The sequence below is a fragment of the Streptomyces sp. P9-A2 genome (assembly GCF_036634175.1).
GTDB lineage: Bacteria > Actinomycetota > Actinomycetes > Streptomycetales > Streptomycetaceae > Streptomyces > Streptomyces pratens.
Genome location: NZ_JAZIFX010000001.1, coordinates 92,763 through 116,370, shown reverse-complemented (window position 1 = coordinate 116,370; position 23,608 = coordinate 92,763). Strand labels below are relative to the sequence as shown.

General features: G+C 70.1%; 19 protein-coding genes and 1 pseudogene. 17 read left to right on the top strand and 3 right to left on the bottom strand.

The features are described 5' to 3' along the window. Positions 1-58: 58 nt before the first annotated feature. Positions 59-841 (bottom strand): type I methionyl aminopeptidase, encoded by a 783-nt coding sequence (map, locus tag V4Y04_RS00510; protein ID WP_332424959.1) that lies wholly within the window; start codon positions 839-841, stop codon positions 59-61. A gap of 66 nt (positions 842-907) precedes the next feature. Between map and V4Y04_RS00505 the strand changes: the two genes are divergently transcribed. The 6 genes and pseudogenes from V4Y04_RS00505 (at position 908) to V4Y04_RS00480 (ending at position 10,175) form a co-directional block, all read left to right on the top strand. Next, positions 908-1,210, top strand: coding sequence for a helix-turn-helix domain-containing protein (locus V4Y04_RS00505; RefSeq protein WP_332424958.1), 303 nt, complete (start codon positions 908-910; stop codon positions 1,208-1,210). Between the two features lie 843 nt (positions 1,211-2,053). Continuing rightward, complete coding sequence (locus V4Y04_RS00500) at positions 2,054-4,900, top strand: PQQ-dependent sugar dehydrogenase (protein ID WP_332424956.1); 2,847 nt, start codon at positions 2,054-2,056, stop codon at positions 4,898-4,900. A gap of 17 nt (positions 4,901-4,917) precedes the next feature. Beyond that, entirely contained in the window at positions 4,918-6,699 is a 1,782-nt protein-coding gene (locus tag V4Y04_RS00495; protein ID WP_332424953.1) for a ThuA domain-containing protein, read from the top strand. 135 nt (positions 6,700-6,834) lie between these two features. Then, positions 6,835-7,252, top strand: a pseudogene (locus V4Y04_RS00490) (TetR family transcriptional regulator); the annotation flags it as partial. Between the two features lie 179 nt (positions 7,253-7,431). Beyond that, entirely contained in the window at positions 7,432-7,980 is a 549-nt protein-coding gene (locus V4Y04_RS00485; protein WP_332424951.1) for a TetR/AcrR family transcriptional regulator, read from the top strand. 26 nt (positions 7,981-8,006) lie between these two features. After that, positions 8,007-10,175: an MMPL family transporter gene (locus V4Y04_RS00480; RefSeq protein WP_332424949.1), complete on the top strand. Its 2,169-nt coding sequence runs from the start codon at positions 8,007-8,009 to the stop codon at positions 10,173-10,175. Positions 10,176-10,457: 282 nt separating this feature from the next. Here V4Y04_RS00480 and mftG read toward each other — a convergent pair whose 3' ends face one another. Further along, positions 10,458-12,083, bottom strand: a complete 1,626-nt coding sequence (mftG, locus tag V4Y04_RS00475; protein ID WP_332424947.1) for a mycofactocin dehydrogenase MftG — start codon at positions 12,081-12,083, stop codon at positions 10,458-10,460. Between the two features lie 377 nt (positions 12,084-12,460). On the opposite strand from mftG, the gene mftA reads away from it, so the two are divergent. The 10 genes from mftA to V4Y04_RS00425 all read left to right on the top strand — a co-directional run bounded on the left by mftA (position 12,461) and on the right by V4Y04_RS00425 (position 21,671). Continuing rightward, positions 12,461-12,589, top strand: a complete 129-nt coding sequence (mftA, locus tag V4Y04_RS00470; RefSeq protein ID WP_332424945.1) for a mycofactocin precursor MftA — start codon at positions 12,461-12,463, stop codon at positions 12,587-12,589. A gap of 9 nt (positions 12,590-12,598) precedes the next feature. Next, on the top strand, positions 12,599-12,880 hold the full coding sequence (mftB, locus tag V4Y04_RS00465; RefSeq protein ID WP_332424943.1) for a mycofactocin biosynthesis chaperone MftB: 282 nt from the start codon (positions 12,599-12,601) through the stop codon (positions 12,878-12,880). Further along, entirely contained in the window at positions 12,877-14,139 is a 1,263-nt protein-coding gene (gene mftC, locus V4Y04_RS00460) for a mycofactocin radical SAM maturase (protein ID WP_332424942.1), read from the top strand. Before mftB ends, mftC begins: the two co-directional genes overlap by 4 nt. A 76-nt stretch (positions 14,140-14,215) precedes the next feature. Beyond that, positions 14,216-15,418, top strand: a complete 1,203-nt coding sequence (gene mftD, locus V4Y04_RS00455) for a pre-mycofactocin synthase MftD (protein WP_332424940.1) — start codon at positions 14,216-14,218, stop codon at positions 15,416-15,418. Continuing rightward, positions 15,418-16,245, top strand: a complete 828-nt coding sequence (gene mftE / locus V4Y04_RS00450) for a mycofactocin biosynthesis peptidyl-dipeptidase MftE (protein ID WP_332432653.1) — start codon at positions 15,418-15,420, stop codon at positions 16,243-16,245. Before mftD ends, mftE begins: the two co-directional genes overlap by 1 nt. Next, positions 16,242-17,699: a mycofactocin biosynthesis glycosyltransferase MftF gene (gene mftF / locus V4Y04_RS00445; protein WP_332424939.1), complete on the top strand. Its 1,458-nt coding sequence runs from the start codon at positions 16,242-16,244 to the stop codon at positions 17,697-17,699. The genes mftE and mftF overlap by 4 nt, the downstream gene beginning before the upstream one ends. Before the next feature lie 120 nt (positions 17,700-17,819). Beyond that, on the top strand, positions 17,820-18,437 hold the full coding sequence (gene mftR, locus V4Y04_RS00440; RefSeq protein WP_332424938.1) for a mycofactocin system transcriptional regulator: 618 nt from the start codon (positions 17,820-17,822) through the stop codon (positions 18,435-18,437). Between the two features lie 159 nt (positions 18,438-18,596). Continuing rightward, the gene (locus tag V4Y04_RS00435; protein ID WP_332424936.1) at positions 18,597-19,370 is read left to right on the top strand and encodes an enoyl-CoA hydratase-related protein; all 774 of its coding nucleotides are present in this window, start codon (positions 18,597-18,599) and stop codon (positions 19,368-19,370) included. An 8-nt stretch (positions 19,371-19,378) separates the two neighbouring features. After that, positions 19,379-20,554 carry an acyl-CoA dehydrogenase family protein gene (locus tag V4Y04_RS00430; protein WP_332424934.1) on the top strand — a complete coding sequence of 392 codons (1,176 nt, stop codon included), beginning with the start codon at positions 19,379-19,381 and terminating at the stop codon, positions 20,552-20,554. Then, entirely contained in the window at positions 20,547-21,671 is a 1,125-nt protein-coding gene (locus V4Y04_RS00425; protein ID WP_332424932.1) for an acyl-CoA dehydrogenase family protein, read from the top strand. Before V4Y04_RS00430 ends, V4Y04_RS00425 begins: the two co-directional genes overlap by 8 nt. 205 nt (positions 21,672-21,876) lie before the next feature. On the opposite strand, the gene V4Y04_RS00420 is transcribed toward V4Y04_RS00425, so the two are convergent. Then, positions 21,877-22,512, bottom strand: coding sequence for a TetR/AcrR family transcriptional regulator (locus tag V4Y04_RS00420; RefSeq protein ID WP_332424930.1), 636 nt, complete (start codon positions 22,510-22,512; stop codon positions 21,877-21,879). 140 nt (positions 22,513-22,652) lie between these two features. Between V4Y04_RS00420 and V4Y04_RS00415 the strand changes: the two genes are divergently transcribed. Further along, a complete protein-coding gene (locus tag V4Y04_RS00415; protein WP_332424928.1) occupies positions 22,653-23,555 on the top strand; it encodes a crotonase/enoyl-CoA hydratase family protein in 903 nt (300 codons plus the stop codon). Positions 23,556-23,608: the final 53 nt, after the last annotated feature.

Here is a 23,608-nt window from a genome sequence, read left to right as displayed (position 1 = left end):
TGGACCATTCCCATGCCCGAGGGATGTTTGGAGGAGAGGGGCACGGGGGCCTCCGGCCTCACGGCTGTGCTTGCTTCGGCAAGGTGAGGATTTCGGCTCCGTCGTCGGTGATGGCGATCGTGTGCTCGCTGTGTGCCGTCCGGCAGCCTGTCGCGCTTCGGAGTGTCCACCCGTCGGCATCAACGACGAGTTCGGCGGTGTCCGCCATGGCCCACGGCTCCAGTGCCAGCAGCAGCCCAGGGCGCAGTTTGTATCCACGGCTAGGCCGTCCGGTGTTCGAAACGTGCGGGTCCTGGTGCATCGTCGATCCGATGCCATGACCTCCGAACTCGGTGTTGATCGGGTACCCCGCCCCGCTGAGGACCGTGCCGATGGCATGGGAGATGTCGCCGATGCGGGCCCCGGGCCCGGCAGCGGCGATCCCTGCGGCCAGCGCGCGTTCGGTTGCGCTGATCATCGCGACGCTCTCCGGGGGCTTTGCGTCGCCCACGATGAAGCTGATGGCAGCGTCTGCAGCGACTCCCCCTTGGGAGACGGCGAGGTCGAGTGTCAGCAGATCGCCGTCGGCAAGCGTGTAGTCGTGCGGCCGTCCGTGGAGCACGGCGTCGTTGACGGCCGTGCAGATGTAGTGACCGAACGGGCCGCGTCCGAAGGACGGCTCGTAGTCGACGTAACAGGACGTGGCTCCCGCCTCGACGATCATGGCCTTGGCCCACCGGTCGACGTCCAGAAGGTTCGTGCCGATCGCGCTACGGCTCTTCAGCGTCTGCAGGATGTCGGCGACCAGGGCACCTGTGTCTCTTGCGCGGGCCAACAGGGTGGGGTTCAGGATCTCGATCATGCGGCGCCCTTCTCATGTGGCCAATAACTATACCGGCCATACTGTACCGGTACTAGAATCGGGGTCATGGTCAGGTTGCCGCTCACTCCCGCAGAGATCGAACGCGGACAGCGCCTCGGCGCCCTCCTGCGCCGGGCCAGGGGAGAGCGCTCGATGCTCGATACCGCGCTCGCCGCACGTGTCTCACCAGAGACCCTCCGTAAGATCGAGACGGGCCGCGTGGCCACCCCCGCCTTCCCGACCGTCGCGGCGATCGCCGACGTCCTCGGCCTCTCCCTCGACGCGGTGTGGGCCGAGATCAGCCGGCCCGAAAGCGGCGTCGGGCCGACCGACTCCGGTCACCACGCACGAGGGCGGCTGGCCTCGTAAGTCTCCGTCCCGCAGCTGCGTTGCCTGCATCGAAGGCTTCTGTAACCCTCGGCGCCGCCATTCGGCGAACGGCCGGCTCAGCCCGGCCGAGTGCGAACGTCGTCACGCCGCGAAGGCGCCACATGGGGTGCTCTGCACAGCCGCATGGATCGCAAGCCCATCAGTGTCTGACAGGCCGGGGTAACTCCACCTGGAACTTGTAGTCCCGGAAATTAATGAAGGCGCCGGCCTCGCGCGTGAGCTTGTTCTCCGTAGCGCCATAGCTCAGGAGCCGGACAAAACGCACCCCGCGGACCCATCGGGCAGGCCTTGGTGAACTGCCTCGGCGCCTGGGAAGGGAGACCGGTAATGCTGCCGGCCGGACCCCGGCCGGCAGGCGACGCTGGACCGCCCGGCCGCGCTGAATTCGCAGGAGCTCGCCTGGATCCGCATGGACGAACCCGCCCCAGGACGAATTGCAGAGGATGGCAAGTGCCTCGAGCTGCCCCGTTGGTGATTGAGGGCGTGGTGTCCTTCGCCCACGGGGAGATGTACTTCTTCCACGCGAGGCCACCGGCTGGTCCGAGCGCTCCAGCGATTTTGTCCGGACGGCAACGGACGGCAACGGGCGGCGATGGGCAAGATCCCACATCCGACACCCCGCGAGCTTTGTCCCGATCAAGGAGAAAGTCGAGAGATCTCTCACGAAAGGGGTTACGCGCCGGAACCAAGGCCGCTAACTTCCTTGAATCGAACCGGTCATGCATCTGAAGCCTGGCTCGACGGCGCGACGGCGCGCGCCGATGCTCCCCTCGACAGGACTGATCATGTCCTGTTGTCTACCCCACACCTCGGGAGACGTCTGTGCGCACAAAACTGCTCAGACCCGGACTCGTCCGCTTGTTAGCGCTGGCCGTGGCGTGTGCCACCGGTTGCTTGACACCGGGAGCAGCGGCTGCCGCACCGCCGGGCCCGGCCGACGGCCCCAGGGCAGCGGTCGCGGAGTTCCAGCAGGTCACGCTCGCCAAGGGGGTGGCCGAAACGGGCGAGCCCATGACCCTGACCGTGCTGCCGGACCGTTCCGTACTGCACACCTCGCGCGACGGCTCCGTCCGGCTCACGGACGGAGCCGGAAACACGAAGGTGGCGGGCAGACTCGACGTCTACAGCCATGACGAGGAAGGCCTGCAAGGCGTCGCGGTGGACCCGGCCTTCGCCTCCAACCGCTTCGTCTACCTGTACTACGCCCCCAAGCTGAGCACTCCGAGCGGTGACGCACCCTCTGACGGATCGGCCTCCGACTTCACGCCGTTCGACGGTGTCAACCGACTCTCCCGGTTCGTCCTGAAGACCGACGGCACCCTGGACCCCACCAGCGAGAAAAAGATCCTCGACGTCCAGGCGTCCCGTGGCATCTGCTGCCACGTCGGCGGCGACATCGACTTCGACGCGGCGGGCAACCTCTACCTGTCGACCGGTGACGACACCAACCCGTTCGCCTCCGACGGCTACACCCCGATCGACGAGCGTGCGACCCGCAACCCCGCCTACGACGCCCAGCGTTCCTCCGGCAACACCAATGACCTGCGTGGAAAAGTCCTGCGCATCAAGGTCGACGCCGACGGAACGTACTCGATACCCAGTGGCAACCTCTTCCCGCCCGGTACCGCCAGGACCCGGCCCGAGATCTACGCGATGGGCTTTCGCAATCCGTTCCGGATGAGCGTCGACAAGGCCACAGGCACCGTCTACCTCGGCGACTATGGTCCCGACTCAGGGACCGCGAAGCCCGATCGCGGACCCGAGGGCCAGGTCGAGTTCAACCGCATCACCAAGGCGGGCAACTACGGCTGGCCGTACTGCACCGGCAAGAACGACGCCTACACCGATCACAACTTCGCCACCGGAACTCCGGGCACCACCTTCGACTGCTCGGCACCCAAGAACACCTCGCCGCGCAACACCGGCCTGACCGACCTGCCGCCTGCCCAACCCGCCTGGATCCCCTACAACGGCACCTCCGTACCGGAGTTCGGCGGCGGCTCCGAGTCCCCCATGGGCGGCCCCGTCTACCACTACGACGCCGGCTCCACCTCCGAGGTCAAGTTCCCGCAGGAGTTCGACGGCGACTTCTTCGCCGGCGAGTTCGGCCGCCGCTGGATCAAACGCATCGAAGCGGTCGGCGACGGCACCGTACAGTCCATCAACCCCTTCCCCTGGAGCGGCACCCAGGTGATGGACATGGCTTTCGGTCCGGACGGCGCTCTCTACGTCCTCGACTACGGCACCGGCTACTTCAACGGCGACGAAAACTCCGCCCTGTACCGCATCGAACACGTCACCGGCGGCCGCGCCCCGATCGCGCAGGCCAAGGCGAACGTCACCTCCGGCAAGGCACCTCTGACCGTCTCCTTCTCCTCGGCCGGCAGCTCGGACCCGGACGGAGACACCCTCGGCCACTCCTGGGCCTTCGGCGACGGCGCGACCTCCACCGCCGCCGACCCCTCCCACACCTACTCGGCCAACGGCCAGTACACGGCCACACTGAAGGTCACGGACACCACCGGCAAGACCGCTACGGCGTCCGTGCAGATCACCGTCGGGAACACCGCACCCACAGTGCGGATCGACCTGCCTGCGGACGGACGCATCTACGACTTCGGTGCCGCGATCCCGTTCGCAGTGACGGTGACCGACCCTGAGGACGGCACCGTCGACTGCTCCAAGGTGAAGGTCTCGTTCATCGTCGGGCACGACAGCCACGGCCACCCGCAGACTTCGGCCACCGGCTGCACCGGCACGCTGCAGACCCTGGCCGACGGCGAACACGACCCCAACGCCAACATCTTCGGCGTCATCGACGCCGAGTACACCGACAAGGGCGCGAACGGCCAGCCCGCGCTGACCGCACACGACCAGCACATCACCCAGCCCACCCACCGGCAGGCCGAGCACTACGGCGACTCCGCCGGTGTCCAGGTCGTCAACCACAGCCCTGCCCATGGCGGCAAGACCGTCGGCCACATCGACAACGGCGACTGGGTCTCCTTCGCCCCGTACGCCCTGGACAACGCCACCGAGTTCACCGCCCGGGTCTCCTCCGAAGGCGCGGGCGGCACCATCGAGGTACGCGCCGGGTCCCCGACCGGCACCGTGCTCGGCACGGCGACCGTGCCGGTGACCGGCGGCTGGGAGGTCTTCCAGGACGTGACCACCGATCTGTCCGATCAGCCCACCGGTTCCACGACGCTGTTCCTGGTCTTCAAGGGCGGCACCGGCTCGCTGTTCGATGTCGACGAGTACTCCTTCACCACCTCCGGCAGCGGAACCCGGTCGGGTTCGGTCAAGGGGGTCAACGGCAAGTGCCTGGACGTGGACGGTGGTGGCAGCGCGGACGGCACGAAGGTCCAGCTGTGGACCTGTAACGGAACCGGCGCCCAGACGTGGACCCTGGCCGGCGACGGCACCTTCCGGGCCCTGGGCAAATGCCTCGACGTCTCCGGCGGTGCGAGTGCCGATGGCACCAAGGTTCAGCTCTGGACCTGCAACGGAACCGGCGCGCAGGAATGGGCGCCCCAGCCCGACGGCACCGTCCGCAACCCCCGGTCCGCCAAGTGCCTCGACGTATCCGGCGGCACCTGGAACGACGGCACCCCCGTCCACCTGTGGACCTGCCACACCGGACCCAACCAGAAATGGACTCTTCCGTAGGAAGGAGGCGACCGTACATGAACACTCGACTCAAGGCGGCTCTCGGCCTGTTCACCGGCATCGCGCTCTGTATGACACCACAGGCCATGGCCGTGCCCGGTGTCGGTGACCAGCCGGCCGGCGCGTCCTCACGAGCGGAGGCGGCCCCGCGCCCCGCGCCCGCTCCGGCTGCCGATCCCGCCTACGAGATCCTGGTCTTCTCCAGGACCGCAGGCTTCCGGCACTCCTCCATCGACGACGGCATCGCGGCACTGCGGGCCCTTGGTACGGCCAACAACTTCACCGTGGACGCGTCCGAAGACCCCCAGGTCTTCACCACCGGAAATCTCGCCCGGTACGAGGCGGTCGTCTTCCTCTCCACGACCGGTGACGTGCTCAACGACGCGCAACAGACCACCTTCGAGCAGTACATCAAGGAGGGCGGCGGGTACGTCGGCATCCACGCGGCAGCCGACACCGAGTACGACTGGCCCTTCTACGAAGGACTGGCCGGCGCCCTCTTCCACTCCCACCCGGCCATCCAGTCCGCCACCGTCGAGGTCGAGGACCGCGCCCACGACGCCACCGCCCATCTCGGCACGACCTGGCAGCGCACCGACGAGTGGTACAACTACCGCACCAACCCCCGCACCACCGCCCATGTGCTGGCCTCCCTCGACGAGTCCAGCTACTCGGGCGGAAACATGTCCGGCGACCATCCGATCGCCTGGTGCAAGGACTACCAGGGCGGCCGGGCCTTCTACACCGGCGGCGGCCACACCGACGATTCCTACGCCGACCCCGTGTTCCGCCGGCATCTCCTCGGCGGCATCCGCTGGGCGGCCGGCATGACCGAGGCGGACTGCCGCCCCGAGACCGGCTACACGTCCCTGTTCGACGGCTCCGCCACGACCGGCTGGAAACAGGCCGGTCCCGGCGGGTTCACCCTCGCCGACAGTACCCTCACCTCGTACGGCGGACTCGGGATGCTCTGGTACTCCGCCAAGGAGTTCACCGGCGACTACTCCCTCAAGCTCGACTGGAAAGCCCCCGGCGATGACAACTCGGGCGTCTTCATCGGCTTCCCCGCCTCCGACGACCCCTGGTCCGCGGTGAACAACGGCTACGAAATCCAGATCGACGCGACCGACGCGGCCGACCGCACCACGGGCGCCGTGTACGGGTTCAAGTCCGCCGACATCGCCGCACGTGACGCCGCACTGAACCCGCCCGGCGAGTGGAACACCTACGAGCTCCGTGTCACCGGCGAGCGACTGGAGATCCTCCTCAACGGGCGCAAGATCAACGACTTCACCAATACCGACCCCGCGCGCAGCCTCCAGCAGGGCCACATCGGAATCCAGAACCACGGCGACGGCGACGACGTCGCGTTTCGCAACGTCCGGATCAAGACGTCGGGCGACACACAGCCGGGCCCCCGGTCGGGTTCGGTCAAGGGGGTCAACGGCAAGTGCCTGGACGTGGACGGTGGTGGCAGCGCGGACGGCACGAAGGTCCAGCTGTGGACCTGTAACGGAACCGGCGCCCAGACGTGGACCCTGGCCGGCGACGGCACCTTCCGGGCCCTGGGCAAATGCCTCGACGTCTCCGGCGGTGCGAGTGCCGATGGCACCAAGGTTCAGCTCTGGACCTGCAACGGAACCGGCGCGCAGGAATGGGCGCCCCAGCCCGACGGCACCGTCCGCAACCCCCGGTCCGCCAAGTGCCTCGACGTATCCGGCGGCACCTGGAACGACGGCACCCCCGTCCACCTGTGGACCTGCCACACCGGACCCAACCAGAAATGGACCCTGCCATGACGGCCTGAGCGACCCGTAGACCGTTGCGGCACTGCAGCACATGCTGGTGAGGGTCGGCGTGCATGCCGGCCCTCACCCATAGTCATCGACACCCCGCAGCGTAAACACCCGCTGTCCAGGACCCGGGGGAACTTCAAAGGCGACCTCGCCCGCCGGCGGTACCGACTCACCAGCAAGGTCGCCGCGCTCCGCGACCGCGAAATCGCCGGCGTGGCCCGCTACCGGCGTCTGTTCCGCGAGTTCATCTCGAACTGGCCGGGGGACTCCACCGATTCGGCCTCGCTCAGGTCCGAGCTCATGGCCGCGTCGGTGGTCGCGTCCGTGGTCGCGGCCCATAACCATGTGCTGCGCCGATGGCTCCGGGGCGAGTCCCCCGCCCCCTGTCGGAGAGGTCTATGCCGCGATGCGCGAGGTGCTCGCCCTGTCCGCGGGCCCGCGGTCCCGCTCGGAGACGGGCGGTGGCACCACGGTCGTCGCCTGCCGGAGCGGACAGGACATCGACGCCTTGCTCCCCTCGCTGCGACACCTCGTCGAGGGCCACCCCGAACAGTGAACGCTCCCGGCGTGACGCCCCGCAGTGCCGCACTCTCCGAGGGCCGGCTTCCGTGTGCGCGCCGACGAAGTCGGCCGCGTACGCCCCGTACAGGCCTCGGGCGAAAAGAGTGACGCAAGCCACAGTGGCACGCTGTCCGATCGGTCAGTTCTGACCGATCGGACAGTTACGGTTGGGGCATGGCACGCTCCGTCTCCGCCATGCGCGGTCAGATCCTGGAGTCGGCACTGCGACTGTTCGCCGTGCACGGCTTCCGCGGCGCCTCGTTGCAGGACATCGCCTCCGACGCGGGCTGCTCGAAGGCGTCACTCCTCTACCACTTCGCCGGCAAGGAAAAGATCCTCACCGAGTTGCTGACCCCGGCCCGGGACGCCCTCGCCACGCTGCTCGACCGCGTGGCCGGGCTGGAGGGCGGTCGGCTGGTGGAGGAGGCCGTCGTCGGATACGTCGACCTGACGCTGCGGTTCCGCCGCGAGATCCGGCTTCTCTTCGAGGACATCGCCGAGATGTCCTGCCACCAGGACCTCAATGTCATGGAACTGGCGGACGGACTGCTGGACGCGCTGGCCGGCCGCTCGCGGCAGGCACCGGCCCGGGTGGCGGCGTGGATGGTACTGGGTGCCGTCTTCATCACCAGTGCCACTGATGACGAGGTGGCACCGGACGAGGTGCTGCGCGCCGAAATGATTCGCAGTGCGCTGCGGACGCTTGACCACACCCCCAGTTGACCCCCTAACGGAAAGACCCCTCCTCCATGGCGACCTTGCTGTACCGGCTCGGACGGTTCTCCTTCCGCAGAAGAGGCCGAATAGCCGCGGTCTGGCTGCTCCTGCTGACCCTGCTGGGTGTCGGAGCGGCCACCCTGATGGGCCCGACCAGCGACAAGTTCTCCATGCCGGGCACCGAGTCCCAGCAGGCACTGGACGACCTCGAACGGCAGTTTCCGCAGGCCGGCGGAGCCACCGGTGCCATCGTCGTCGCCGCGCCCGAGGGCGAGAAGCTGGACCCCGCCGCGGTGGCACCCGTGGTGAAGGAAGCCTCCGGGATCGACGGCGTCATCGCTGCCATGGAGCCGTTCCAGACCGGCTCCGTCTCCCAGGACGGCCGCTACGCCCTGATCCAGGTGCAGTTCGACAAGGCCGCCGACGAGGTCACCGACGAGCAGAAGTCGGCCTACGAGGCCGTCGGCGCCGACATCGAGGACCTGCGGGTCGAGCACGGCGGCGAGGTCATGGGCGGCGAGGTGGAGATCGGCTCCACCGAGGCGCTCGGCGTCCTGGTCGCCGCGGTGGTCCTGGTCGTCACCTTCGGCTCGCTGGTCGCCGCCGGCATGACCCTGCTGAACGCGCTGATCGGCGTCGCGGTCGGCATGGCGGGCCTCTTCTCCCTGACCGGTGTCATCGAACTGACCTCCACCGCTCCCGTCCTGGCGCTGATGCTGGGCCTGGCCGTCGGCATCGACTACTCGCTCTTCATCACCTCCCGCTACCGCCAGTACCTTGCCGAGGGCCTCCAGCCCGAGGAGGCCGCCGGCCGGGCGACCGGCACCGCCGGCTCCGCCGTCGTCTTCGCCGGCGCCACCGTCGTCATCGCCCTGGCCGGCCTCTCCGTCGTCGGCATCCCCTTCCTGAGCGTGATGGGCCTGGCCGCGGCGGGCACCGTCGCCGTCGCCGTGCTGGTCGCCCTCACCCTGCTGCCGGCCTTCCTCTCCTTCGCCGGCAAGAAGATCCTGCCGCGCAAACAGCGCCACGCGGGCGGATACGCCACCGAGGACGGCACCGTCGCCAAGGGCTTCGGCTTCACCTGGGGCCGGCTCGTCACCAGGCTGCGCGTCCCACTCCTGGTCGTCGGCATCCTCGGGCTGGGCGCGCTCACCCTGCCGGCCCAGGACATGCGCATAGCCCTGCCGGACGCGGGCACCGCTGCCGAGGGCTCTCCCGCACGCGAGGCGTACGACCTGACGTCCGAGGGCTTCGGCGAGGGCTTCAACGGCCGTCTCATCGCCGTCGTCAACGGTGAGGACGCCCAGTCCACCGGGGCGGCCGTCGAGAAGGCCACCGCTTTCATCAAGGACACCGACGGCATCCTGGCCGTGGCCCCACCGCAGCTGAACGAGCAGGGCACCACCGCCCTGCTGGCCATCATTCCCGAGGCCGGCCCGACCGCCGTCGCCACCGAGGAAGCCGTCCACGACATCCGCGACCGGGTCGCGGACATCGAGGGCGCCGACATCGCCCTCACCGGCGCGACCGCCCTGGGCATCGATGTCTCGGAGAAGCTCGCCGACGCCCTGCCGGTGTATCTGCTCCTGGTGGTGGGCCTGTCCATCCTGCTGCTCATGCTGGTCTTCCGGTCGGTCCTGGTGCCGCTGAAGGCAGCCCTGGGATTCCTGCTCACCGTGGGCGCGACCTTCGGCATCACCGTCGCCATCTTCCAGGAGGGCCACCTCGCCGGCCTGGCGGGCGTCGACACTCCCGGCCCGCTGGTGAGCTTTCTGCCGATCCTGCTCATCGGCATCCTGTTCGGCCTCGCCATGGACTACGAGGTCTTCCTCGTCTCCCGCATGCGCGAGGACTTCGTCCACGGCGCCGACCCGCAGGCCGCCGTGGTCAGCGGCATGGGCCACAACGCCCGCGTCGTCACGGCCGCCGCGCTCATCATGACGGCCGTGTTCGGAGGCTTCGTCCTGATGGACGACCCGATCATCAAATCCATCGGGTTCGCCCTCGCCGTGGGCGTGGTCATCGACGCCTTCGTCGTCCGCATGGTGCTGGTTCCGGCGGTGATGTCGCTGCTCGGCCGTGCCGCCTGGTGGCTGCCCAAGTCCGTCGACAAGGCCCTGCCCGACCTCGACATCGAGGGCGAGAAGCTGAACCGGCAACTGGCAGCAAAGACGCGCGACGAGACCCCCGTCTCGGTCTGACCCGCGCACCGGCCGGACCGGAGCGCACCCCGGAGGACGGGACCCGCACAGCGGTCCCGTCCTCCCCCGTTCCTCCGCTTCCCTCACCCTTTCCGACTGACAAATCCGCTAAAGATCACTAGATGAATGATGTGTCAATCCCCTCGAGGCCTCCCGGCGACTCGGCGACTCGGCCTGGGCGACACCGGCGGCCTCCGCGTCGGCCCCGCGCCCTACACCAATGCCGACGACGTCGACAGGCTGGTGGAGGGCCTGGCGGACTTCCTGCGGTCCTGGAAGCCGTCAGCGCCGCATGGCTTCGGCGACGACCTCACCGATGAGGACGGCGGTGGCGGCGGGCCCCCGATGAGGTGTGTCCGGCAGGATCGAGGTGTCCGCGACACGCAACCCCCGTACGCCGTGGACGCGTCCGAACTGGTCCACGGCGGCGTGCCCGGGATCGTCGGCGGGCCCCATCGGTACCGTGCCGCAGGTGTGCTGGGCGGTGCCGAGGTGCCCGCGGATCCACTGATCGAGGGACCGGTCGTCGTCCAGGACCTCGCGGCCGGGATCGACCAGCCCCCGGGCGACATCGGCGAAGGGCGGGCTCGCGAGGAGGGCCGCGGTGACGCGCACGCCCTCCCGGAGGCGGCGGTGGTCGTCGGGGCCGCCGAGGTAGCCGTAGTCGATGCTCAACGGGGTGGCGGGGTCGGCCGAGCGTAGGCGCAGCCGGCCGGTGAGGCGGGGGGTCAGGGCGGACACGAGGAACGGCAGAGGGCCACCGGCCGTGCCTGCGCCACCGGTCACGAGCCCGGACATGGGCACCAGCGACTGGAGGATCTCCAGATCGCCGGGGCCGTCCCCGCCGTCCGGCCCCGCAGGTCCGCCGCTCGGGGAGGTGAGGTGCAGACATCCACCGAGCCACGAGCCGGACGGTTCGTCCCAGGCCTCGCGAGGGGTCCACTCCAGGACCACCTGCGGGTGGTCGCTGAAGCCGGAGCCCACGGCGGGGGCGTCCCGGACCAGGGGGATGCCGACGCGTTCGAGGTCGGCGCGCGGTCCGATTCCGGAGAGTTGCAGAAGGTGAGGGGTGGCGAGGGCACCGGCACAGAGCACGACGGCGTCGGCGTCGAGGACGGAGCGACGACCGTCGTGCTCGACGACGACGCCGGTGGCACGGCCGTTCTCGATCACGACCCGGCGGGCCGCAGCACCGCCTAGGACGGTGAGGTTGGGCCGGTCGAGCACCTCGGGCGGCAGATAGCTGAGCCCGGCGTTGCGACGCACCCCGTCGACCACGTTGGCGGGCACCGGCCCGAAGCCGGGTGGAGCCTGGTCGTTCTTGTCGGGGTCGTCGGGAAAACCCAGGGCGTGGGCCGCGTCGCGGAACGCGGCGGCGGCCGGATGGTCCAGGCGACCGCGCCGGACACGCATCGGGCCCCCGTCGCCGTGCAGAGGGCCGGCGCCGTGGTCGAGGTCGTTCTCCAGCGCGCGCAGGTAGGGCAGCACTCTCTCGTAGGACCACGCGGGATTTCCCGCGGCGGCCCAGCGGTCGAAGTCCTCGCGCCGGGCCCGTACGAAGTAACCGCCGTTGACGGTGGACGAGCCGCCGAGGACGCGTCCGCGAGGGACCAGCCACGGCCGCTCCGGTGTGAGGCGTACCGGGTGTGCGTGGGTGGCAGGGTGGTTCGGCTGTGCGCCCGGGACCAGGCACGCGTCCAGCAGCGCCGGGCCGAAACCGGCCGCGCCGCGCGGCAGGGGGCCGGCGTCCACCACGAGTACGCGGCGGTCGGGGTCCTCGGTCAGCCGGGCCGCGAGAACCGAACCCGCTGTGCCGGCGCCGACCACGACGACGTCGTACGCGCGCCGTACGGGAGCCGTATCGCGGCGGTGGGGCACGGGGGACGGGCCGTGGGCGCAGGTTCTCAACGCCCCTCCTCTCTACGACGGCGGGCACGGCGGTGGCTGCGGGCAACCGATTCTTCGGCCGGCCCGCACCGGGAGGGCTCGCGTTCGCGCAGGTCGGGGCGCGGGCGGGCTGCCAGGCGGCGGATGCTGAACGGGCCTTGGCGGAAATACCGATCACCAGTACCTTCCTTTTGGCACCGGATGTCAATACTCTCTGGTGCTCACAGGCGCGGTCGGCGGTTCCGGTGACCCCCGAAGTGCTCCGCCGTCCCGTACGTCGTCCGCCCGCGCACACGAGACCGCCCGTACAGGGCGGCGTGCCGGTGCTTGCCCGTCCGTGTACCCCTTACCCCCTGACGGCCGCAGCCGTGCGACCGCACCCGATGAGGGAGAGCCGCATGAACGACCTCGACTCCAGCCAGGCCCGGCAGAACCACCCCGACGAGACCGCGTCGCCCGATGAACTCATCGAGGCCGACGACCTGATCGAGGAAGTCTCGATCGACGGCATGTGCGGCGTCTACTAGGCCACGCGCATGACCACCCCGAACCTGGACCGTGCCTGGGACCTGCACCCGCAGGTCTCGGTGCGGCCGGAACCCTTCGGTGCGCTGCTGTACCACTTCGGTACCCGCAAGCTCACCTTCCTCAAGGACCGCAGGCTGCTGGCCGTTGTGCGGGCGCTGGCGACGGCACCCACCGCACGGGCCGCCTGCTCGGCGGCCGGTGTCGACGACGAGGACCTGCCCCGGTACGGGCAGGCCCTGGCCGCACTCACCCGGTCGTCGATGGTCGTCGAAAGGAACCGGATCCCATGACCGCGAGCACACAGGAGTCGAGGCCCGTCCCCGGCGCCGCACGCCTGGTGGACCTCTTCGAGCACGGTCTCGACGCCCCGATCTGCCTCACCTGGGAACTCACCTACGCGTGCAACCTGTCCTGCACGCACTGCCTGTCCAGCTCGGGCCGGCGTGACCCGCGCGAACTGACCACACAGGAGGCCAAGGCCGTCATCGACGAACTGGAGGCCATGCAGGTCTTCTACGTCAACATCGGCGGCGGCGAGCCCACGGTCCGGCCCGACTTCTGGGAACTGATCGACTACGCCACCGCACACCACGTGGGAGTGAAGTTCTCCACGAACGGTGTGCGCATCACCCCCGAGGTCGCCCGGCGGCTGGCCCGCAACGACTACGTGGACGTGCAGATCTCGCTGGACGGCGCGACCGCCGAGGTCAACGACGCCGTGCGCGGGCCCGGTTCCTACGACACGGCGCTGCGCGCGATGCGCAACCTGGCCGACGCCGGGATGACCAACTTCAAGTTGTCGGTGGTCTGCACCCGTCACAACATCCCACAGATGGACGAGTTCAAGGCCCTCGCCGACCGCTACGGCGCGCAACTGCGGCTGACCCGGCTGCGTCCCTCCGGCCGCGGCGCGGACGTGTGGGACGAACTGCATCCGCTGCCCGAGCAGCAACGGCAGCTCTACGACTGGCTGGTGGCCCACGGCGACACCGTCCTCACCGGTGACTCCTTCTTCCACCTGTCCGCCTACGGGCAGGCGCTGCCGGGCCTGAACCTGTGCGGCGCCGGACGCGTGGTGTGCCTGATCGACCCCGTCGGCGACGTGTACGCGTGCCCGTTCGCCATCCACGACGAGTTCCTCGCCGGGAACATCCGCCGGCCGGGTGGCTTCGCCGGGGTGTGGCGGGAGTCGGAGCTGTTCCGGAGCCTGCGCGAGCCGCAGACCGGCGGGGCGTGCGCCTCCTGCACGTTCTACGACACCTGCAAGGGCGGCTGCATGGCGGCGAAGTTCTTCACCGGGCTTCCGCTGGACGGCCCCGACCCCGAATGCGTACAGGGGTACGGAGAGCAACTGCTGGCCGAGCGCCCGAAGGACCGCGACCACCTTCCGAAACCCTCCGGCGACCACTCCCACCGCACCACGCCCGCACGGGGACGGGGGCCCGTGGACATCGTCCTCACCCGCCGCCCGGACAGGAACCGGCCACCTGTCGGCGACTGCGACGAGCACCCCCTGGCCGGGACGAGCCTTCCCCTCGGCGGCGATTGACGACGCCGTCGCCGCACCGCCCGAGCCCTCAGGTTCGTTCCCGGTCACCGTCCCCACCGCAGGAGAGAGCCGCACCATGCGCAGGAATCCCTGGTTCGAGACCGTCGCGGAAGCCCAGCGCCGCGCCAAGAAGTACCTGCCGAGCACCGTCTACGGTGCCCTCGTGGCCGGCTCCGAACGGGGCCGCACGCTCGACGACAACACCGGCGCCTTCGCCGAACTGGGCTTCGCCCCACGGGTCGTGGGCCACCACGCCGACCGCGACCTGTCCACCACCGTGCTCGGTGTCCCCTCCTCCATCCCCGTGGTGATCTCACCGACCGGAGTGCAGGCCGTCCATCCCGACGGCGAGGTGGCGGTCGCCCGGGCCGCGGCGAACCGGGGCGTGATCATAGGGTTGAGCTCGTTCGCCTCCAAGTCGGTGGAGGAGGTCACCGAGGCCAACCCGAACGTCTTCTACCAGATGTACTGGACCGGCACCCGCGACGCCATGACGCAGCGCATGGAGCGCGCCCGCAGCGCGGGAGCCAAGGCGCTCATCGCCACGCTGGACTGGTCCTTCTCCCACGGCCGGGACTGGGGGAGCCCGCCCGTCCCCGAGGCGATCGACCTCAGGACGGCGGTCAGGTTCGCACCGGACGTCCTGCCGCACCCGCGCTGGCTGTGGGCCTTCGTCAGATCCGGCCGGATCCCCGACCTGACCACCCCCAACCTCCAACCGCCTGGCGGGAGGGCCCCGACATTCTTCGGCGCCTACGGCGAATGGATGCAGACCAAGCCGCCGACCTGGGAAGACATCGAGTGGATGCGGACGGAATGGGGCGGCCCGTTCCTGCTCAAGGGCGTGAGCAGGGTCGACGACGCACTGCGGGCCGTCGACGCCGGAGTCTCGGCCATCTCGGTCTCCAACCACGGCGGCAACAACCTCGACACCACACCCGCCACGATCCGGCTGCTGCCCGCGATCGCCGAAGCCGTCGGCAACGACATCGAGGTCCTCCTCGACGGCGGTGTCCGCCGCGGTGGCGACGTCGCGAAGGCTCTCGCGCTCGGCGCGCGGGCCGTCCTGGTCGGCCGCGCCTACCTGTGGGGCCTGGCCGCCAACGGGCAGGCGGGCGTGGAGAACGTCCTGGACATCCTGCGGAGCGGGCTCGATTCGGCGGTGCTGGGCCTCGGGCACGCCTCGGCGCAGGACCTGTCACCGCACGACCTGATAGTCCCGGACGGCTTCACGCGCGTCGCCGGCGCCCCGCGCGCCGCCGACACGGCCGGCCGGTGATGTCGCCCCGCCCCCGGCGGCCGTGTGGACCCCAGGAGCTGGAACGCTCCGTCTGGCCGGGCGTGCCGGCCGGCGCCTCGGTCCTCGTGCCCGTCGGTTCGACCGAACAGCACGGTCCGCACCTCCCGTTGAACACGGACAGTGTCATCGCCGAGTCGGTGGCACGGCTGGCAGCGGCACGGCTGACGGCGGAGCGTGTGCGCCGTCCCGTACTGCTGGCACCGACCATCGCCTACGGCGCCAGCGGCGAGCACGCGGGCTTCCCCGGGACGGTCTCCATCGGCCACGAGGCACTGCGCGCGGTACTGGTGGAAACCGTACGGTCGCTGTCGCTGTGGGCCCACCGCATTGTCTTCGTCAACGGCCACGGAGGCAATGTGCCCACGCTCGACGTGGCGGTCGGCCGACTTCGCGGCGAAGGCCACGATGTGGCGTGGCTCGGCTGCGAGACACCCGGCGGCGACGCGCACGCCGGCCGTGCCGAGACGTCCCTGATGCTGCACCTGGCACCCGCCGACGTCCGCCTGTCCGAGGCGGTGGCCGGCGACACGCGGTCGCTGACTTCCCTCATGCCGGAACTCGTCGCCCGCGGTGTGCGTGCGGTGTCTCCCACCGGAGTGCTCGGCGACCCGACCGGGGCGACGGCCGAGGAGGGCCGGGCGGCACTGGAGTCGATGGTGTCGGTCGCCGTGCGCCGTATCGCCGCGGGCCGCACGGACACCCGGGGCCGCCTCCTCGACTCGGCAGAGCACCCCGCACCGGAGCACCCCACGGCCGCGTCCACCGCCTCACCCGCCGTCGCACGCACGAAGGCAGCCGCCCCATGACGCTTCCCCGTGGCTTCGAGGTCACTCTCGACCGGTCCACCCGCGTCCTCGACGGCGGCCGGGTCCTCCTCGGCGGAAGCCCCGTCCGTCTCGTCCGACTCGGCGCCCGCGCCCGGCCGTTGCTTTCTGGGCGTACGGTCCGTGTGCGCGACGCTGCCGGTGCCGTCCTGGCCGACCGCCTCCTGGAGACCGGACTGGCCCACCCCGCCGTCCATGTCCTGCCCCCACCTCCCGGAGCCGACGGTGGGGCGGGCCCGGACTGCACGTACGTGATCCCGGTGCGCGACCGTCCACGGGAACTCGCCCGCCTCCTGGCCGGCCTGCCCGCCGGCAGCCCGGTCGTCGTCGTGGACGACGCTTCCCATCGTCCCGGCCCCGTCGCCGCCGTCGCCGCCGAACACGGCGCGCGTCTGCTGCCGCTCACCGTCAACGTGGGACCGGCGGGGGCGCGCAACGCCGGTCTGCGTCTCGTCACCACCCCCTACGTCGTCTTCGCCGACTCCGACGTCGTCCTGCCGCCCGCCACGGTGCCCACCCTGCTGCGGCACTTCGCCGACCCCCGTGTCGCCATGGCCGCGCCCAGGATCACCGGCCTGGTCACCCCCGCCTCCGCCTGCTGGCTCGGCCGCTACGAACGGATCCGGTCCTCCCTCGACCTGGGGACGGACCCGGCCTCGGTCCGCCCCGGAACACCGGTGTCCTGGGTGCCCAGCGCCTGCGTCGTCGCACGCGTCGACGCGCTCGCGGACGGCTTCGACTCCCGTCTGCGGGTGGGTGAGGACGTCGATCTGTGCTGGCGCCTGGCACGGAGCGGTTTGCGCGTGCGCTACGAACCGTCCGTCGAGGCCGCCCACGAGCACAGGGTCGTCCTGCGCGACTGGTTCCGGCGCAAGGTGGAGTACGGCACCGGTGCCCACCCCCTCGCCGAACGCCATCCCCAAAACATCGCCCCCGCCGTACTCGCCCCCTGGAACGCCGCGCTGGTCCTGGCCCTGGCCGCGCAGCGCCGCTGGTCCCTGCCGGTCGCCGCGGGCCTGTGCGCCGTCGCCACGGCACGGATCGCCCACACCCTGCGCAGCACCGGGCGGCCCGTCCGGCTCGCGGCCCGGCTCGCGGGCGGTGGCGCCGTGTCCGCCGTGGCCCAGGGTTCGGCACTGCTCACCCGCCACTGGTGGCCGCTCACCGTCCTCGGCTGCCTGGCCTCCCCCCGCGTACGCCGCGCCACCGCCGTCGCGGCCGTGGTGGACATCGCCCTCGAATACCGGCGCGACAAGGCCGGGCTGGACCCCGTCCGGTACGGCATCGCCCGCCGCCTCGACGACCTCGCGTACGGCACCGGTGTGTGGATCTCCGCCCTCAAGGGCCGCTCCACGGCCGCCCTCCGTCCCCGCATCGTCCCGGCCCGGGCGTCCGCGCGGCGAAAGCCAGGCAGTAGAGGGCGGCCCGGGGGGTGAGGCCGAGGCTTCGGCTTCGGACGGCGCACCGCACCCGTAGCGGCGTATGTTGTCGGGGCAGAGCCGTATGTGCGGTACGGCACAGGAATTGGAGCCGGCCGACGGGGAAGGGTCACGCCTGTGGAGTCGCCTACGAAAGGCGTGATCGTCGGCACGCCGGCCAGGAGCGGGCGCCCGCGCGCCACCTCGCGGGCCGACCTGGAGCGGTTGGGCTTCGAACTGTTCGCCCGGCAGGGCTTCGACGCCACCACGGTGGACGACATCGCCGGGGCGGCGGGCATCGGCCGGCGGACGTTCTTCCGCTACTTCTCGTCGAAGAACGACCTCGTCTGGGGCGACTTCGCGCAGCAACTCACCGGGCTTCGCGACCTGTTGAACGCGACCGATCCGAGCACCCCGATCATGGACGCCCTGCGTCACGCGGTCGTCGAGTTCAACCGGTACGACGACGTGTCGGTGCCGTGGCACCGGCAGCGCATGGAACTCATCCTGACCGTTCCCACGCTCCAGGCCGATGCCACCCTGCGCTACGCGGCGTGGCGCGCGATCGTCACCGAGTACGTGGCGCTGCGCAAGGGCCTGTCGCCCTTTGACATGGTGCCCCGCATGTTCGGGTACGCCCTCCTCGCCGCGGCGATCGCCGCGTACGAGCACTGGCTGGCGGAGGACGGGGCCGAGCTGGGCGACCTGCTCGACGCGGCGATCCGGCAGCTCGAACGCGGCCTCGGAGAGGCGTAGCCGGACCCGGACCCGTTCCGTCGGCCGGGCACTGGAGCACCCCTGAACGCTTGCGCCCGGGGTGAGGTGCTGTCACCATTCTACCGCTCGGTCGATTTTTTTCGACCGAGCAGTTGACCCGGACCGGCGGGCAGAAGTCGGCAGAAGGTGAGTGCACACATGTCGGAGTTCCAGTTCCTGGACGTGCGGACGACGGACCACGTAGCGACCGTCACGATGGACAGGCCGCCCGTCAACGCCGTCGGCCTGCCGATGTACGCCGAGATCAAGGCCTTGTTCGGCGAGATCGAACGGCATGCCCCGGACGCGCGGGTCGTCATCCTGACCGGGGCCGGCAAGCACTTCTGCGGCGGCAACGACCTCGACGAATTCCTGACCATGAACCCGGAGAACGCCGGCGAGCGCATGAGGCATGTGCGTGAGGCCTTCTGGTCGATCTACGACTGTCCCGTGCCCGTGATCGCGGCCGTCCACGGCGTTGCGGTGGGGACAGGACTGGCGCTGGCCGGCTCGTGCGACATGGTCGTGGCCGCCGAGGGCGCCAGATTCAGCCTCCCCGAGATCCAGGTCGGCGCGATGGGCGGCGCCAAGCACGCCTCGCGCCTGGTCCCGCAGGCGCTGGTGCGCCGCATGCACTTCACCGGTGACATGGTCCCGGTGGAGGAGCTGGCCCAGTACGGCGGCATCGACCGCGTGGTGCCCGGCGATCAACTGCTCTTCGCCGCCACCGAACTGGCCCGACGGATCGCCCGGCACAGCCCCGTCGCCATCAGGATGGCCAAGCGCAGCCTGAACCACATCGAGTACATGGAGCTCAAGGACGGCTACGCGTTCGAGCAGAGCCTCACCGGCGAACTCTCCGGATACGACGACGCCAAGGAGGCCGTCGCCGCCTTCTTCGAGCGGCGCGAGCCGCAGTACACGGGGAAGTGATCCGGAGGATGACCCACACGACACAGGACACCGCGGACCTGGAGACCTACCGTCGGCAGGTCCGAGCCTGGCTCGCGCAGGCGACCGTCCCCGAGGTCCCTCTCGACCTGGAGGGCCGCTTCGCCGTCCTGCGGGAATGGCAGAAGACCCTCTATGAGGCCGGGTTCGTCGGAATCTCCTGGACCAGGGCGGCCGGAGGGCAGGGACTGAGTCCCTTGCACCAACTGGTCTTCTCGGAGGAACTCGCCCGGGCCGGCGCCCCGCAGCCCATCGGCCTGATCGGCGTGGACGTCGTCGGCAAGTCGATCGAGACGTACGGACTCGACTGGCAACGGCAGCAGTTGCTGCCCCGCCTGCTGTCCGGCGAGGACATCTGGTGCCAGGGATTCTCCGAGCCGGAGTCCGGATCCGACCTGGCCTCGCTGCGTACCCGCGCCCGGATCGAGGGTGACGAGTTCGTCATCACCGGTCAGAAGGTGTGGACCAGTTGGGCTCACAAGTCGCAGTGGTGCGCGCTGCTGGCGCGCACGGACGCGGACGCTCCGAAGCACCGGGGCATCAGCTACATCCTCGTCGACATGAGTACCCCCGGCGTCACCGCACGACCGCTGGTGCAGATGACCGGGGACGACGAGTTCTGCGAGGTCTTCCTCGAGGACGTCCGTGTGCCGGTGCGCAATCTGGTCGGACAGCTCAACGAGGGGTGGGCCATCGCCCAGGACACCCTGAGCCATGAGCGCGGTTCGTACACGCTCCGCCGGCGTGTGGAGTACGAGGTGGCGGTCGAGGAGGCCGTGCGGAACCTCCGTGGCCACGTCAGCGCGACCGGGACCGAGCCCCCGGACCGGGTCCTGGAGCAGCTCGGCCGGTCCTGCACGGCGGTGCGGGCACTGGAGGCGCTGACCCGCCGGACCATCGACCGGCAGCTCACCGGTGACATACCCAGCCCTTACGACTCGGTGGACAAGCTCAGCCTCAATGAGGTGGAGCAACTGCTCTACACGTCCATCACCGACCTGCTCGGACCGTTCCGTCTGGCGGCCGACCGGGCACCGTTCGGTCTCGACGGCCCGCGGTGGGTCAAGGAGCACTACTACTCCCGGGCGGCGTCCATCTACGGAGGGACGTCCCAGATCCAGAAGAACATCATCGGCGAGAGACTGTTGGGACTGCCCCGTGGCTGACGACGAGATCCTGCAGGCGGTCAGGGCGTTCCTGGACCGTGACTACGCTGACGAGCGCAGGCTCGCCGCACTGCGGGCCCAGGGTGAGGACCGGCATCTGCTCGAAGAAGCGGCGGCACAGGGCTGGTTCGGGCTGATCGCGCCCGAGGCGGACGACGGCCTCGGACTGCACCCCGCCGCTCTCGTGCCGCTGTTCCAGCTGTTCGGGCGGCGTCTGGTGACCGGTCCCCTGCTGGAGCAGATGCTGCTGCCGGGACTGCTGCTCCGCACGGCCTGCGCCGACGACGCGCGAACCCGGCTGGCGGCCACGCTGACCGGTGGACGACGGGTGGCTGTCCTGGACCCCGGTGTCACCCTCGACTGGCGCGCGGCCAACGGCTCGCCGGTCCTGGACTCCGGCCTGCTGGCCGGATCGGTGGACCTGGTGCGCTTCGGCGCGGTCTCGGACCTGTTCGTCGCGATCGTCGACGGCGGACCGGACGGCACGGCGACGGTCCTGGTCCTCGACCGCGACCGGCCCGGCATCACCGTCACCGGGCACCGGAGTACGGACCCCGGGGCGAGCTACGCCCGCGTGACCTTCGACGGGGTCACGGCCGGACCGGGCGACGTCATCGCGCGGGGCGAGGCGGCGGCGGGACTCGTGGCCGCACTGCGGAGCTGGCAGCGGGTCCTGGTCGCCGCTGAACTCGCCGGCATCGCTCGCCACGTACTCGACCTGAGCGTCGAATTCGCCAAACAGCGCGAGCAGTTCGGCCGTCCCATCGGCGGCTTCCAGGCGGTCAAGCACATCGCGGCTTCGGCCGCCCAGCGCGTGATCATGCTCGAGAGCCTCGTCGAGGCCGTGGCCGCAGACTCGGCGACGCTCTCCCCGGGGGCCTTCGAGCTCGCGGCCCTGTCACTCAAGGCCGCCGCCGCCGAGGTCGGCCGCTCGGCATGTGAGGATGCCCTGCAGATCCACGGCGGCATCGGATTCACCCACGAACACGAACTGCACTGGTACTACAAGCGCGCGCTGTCCCTGCGCACCTGGTACGGGGACGAACGGGAGGCCGCGACCGAGGTCGGGCGGCGCCTGGTGTCCGCCCCGCTTCAGGGCCTGTCCGGCGGATCATGACGCAGACGCAGACGCAGACGCAGACGCAGACGCGGGGGCTGGTGCGCCCTCCCCCAAGCTCTTCGAGCAGGGGACCCCCATGCGCGGGGGCACCCCCATCGCCCCCGCTCACCCGCGCTGATGAGGTGCCGCCGATGTCCTGCGACCTGATCCGCCGGACAGGCCCCGGCACGCGGGAGTCGCGCGGCCGGCCGCCCCGCCACGCTCAGTCCGCGTCGGTGCGCGGCAGCAGGGACCGGACGGCCTGCCGGCTCAGCGCCGCCGCGATCTCGGACGGTGACAGAGACCCTTCCGGGCGGTACCACTGGTGGATCCAGTTGATCATCCCCAGCACACCGAACACCGCGAGCCTGGGATTCAGGTCCGCGGCGATCTCGCCGGACTCCTGGCCGCTCCTCACAAGCCCGCGCAGGGACGTCTCGTAGGCGTCGCGGGTGGCGACGATGCGCTCCTGGTACTCGTCGGACAGGGCCGACCGTTCGTTGTAGAAGGCGGCCGTCACATGGAAGTGCTCCGCGGCGAACCTGGCGTGCTGGAGCAGCATGCGTTCCAGCGTCTGCAGGGGCGTGCCGCCTTCGGCCTTGGCGTTCTCGGTGAGCTCGACGAAGAACGTGTGCGCGTAGTCGGCGATGGCGAAGAGCAGGTCCTTCTTGGAGTCGATGTAGTAGTAGAGGCTGCCCTTCTGCAGGCCCACCGCGCTGGCCAGGTCCTGCAGGGACGTGGCCGCGTACCCCTTCTCGTAGAACAGCCGGGCGGCCGTCTCGAAGATCTGATCGTTCTTCAGCTCGGCCTTACGGGGCCTGATCTTGGGGCGCGGCCATTCCCTGCTCGTCTCGCTCACGTGACTCTTCCTCGTCCCTGGGAGTCTCTGGGGGCCTGGCGAACCCTTGCACGTTGCACGCGTTCACCATCATAATCCCGACGGTAGATTATTTTCTGACGATCGGTAGAACACGCGGATCGAGGAATCATATGCGGGGCATGAGCGCGGGAGCGGACGTCGAGGGGTTCCGGACCCTGTCGACCGACCTGGACGACGGGGTTCTCACTGTCACTCTCGACCGCCCGGACCGGCTGAACGCCTTCACCGTCGAGATGGCGGACGAACTCGTGGCACTGTTCACCGGGGTGAACGCGCGGGACGAGGTCCGTGCCGTGGTGGTGACGGGAGCCGGCCGGGCCTTCTGCGCCGGCATGGAACTCGCGTCGGAGGGCAACGTGTTCGGGCTGGACGAGTCCCAGCGGCCGACCCTGTCCGACATGGACGACCTCGACGATCCGCGGATCCTGCGAGGCGTGCGCGACACCGGCGGCCGGGTGGTCCTGGCGATCTTCGACTGCCGCAAGCCCGTGATCGCGGCGATCAACGGCCCGGCCGTGGGCATCGGGGCGACGATGACCCTGGCCATGGACATCCGGCTGGCCTCGGAGGAGGCGCGCATCGGCTTCGTCTTCGGCAAACTCGGCATCGTCCCCGAGGCGGCGTCGACGTGGTTCCTGCCGCGGATCGTCGGCATGGCCCGCGCGCTGGAATGGGTGTACTCGGCCGAGGTCCTCTCGGCGGAGGAGGCCGGGGACGGCGGACTGGTGAGCCGGGTCGTCCCCGCCGCATCCCTGCTCGAGGAGGCACAGGGCCTGGCACGCCGCATCTCGCGGAACCGGTCGCCGGTCGCCGTCGCGCTCACCCGGCAGATGATGTACCGCAACAGCGCCCTGCCGCACCCCAGGGAGGCGCACCGGGTCGACTCCCTGGCGATGTTCTACACCAGCGCGGCGGACGGAAAGGAAGGCGTCGAGGCGTTCCGCGAGAAGCGGGAACCCCGCTTCACCGGCAGCGCGCACACGGGAATGCCACCGTTCTACCCGTGGTGGGACGACGAGTGAGGAGCCCCGTACGGGTGGGCGTGGGCGGCCGCAGGAGTGGCCGCCCACGCATG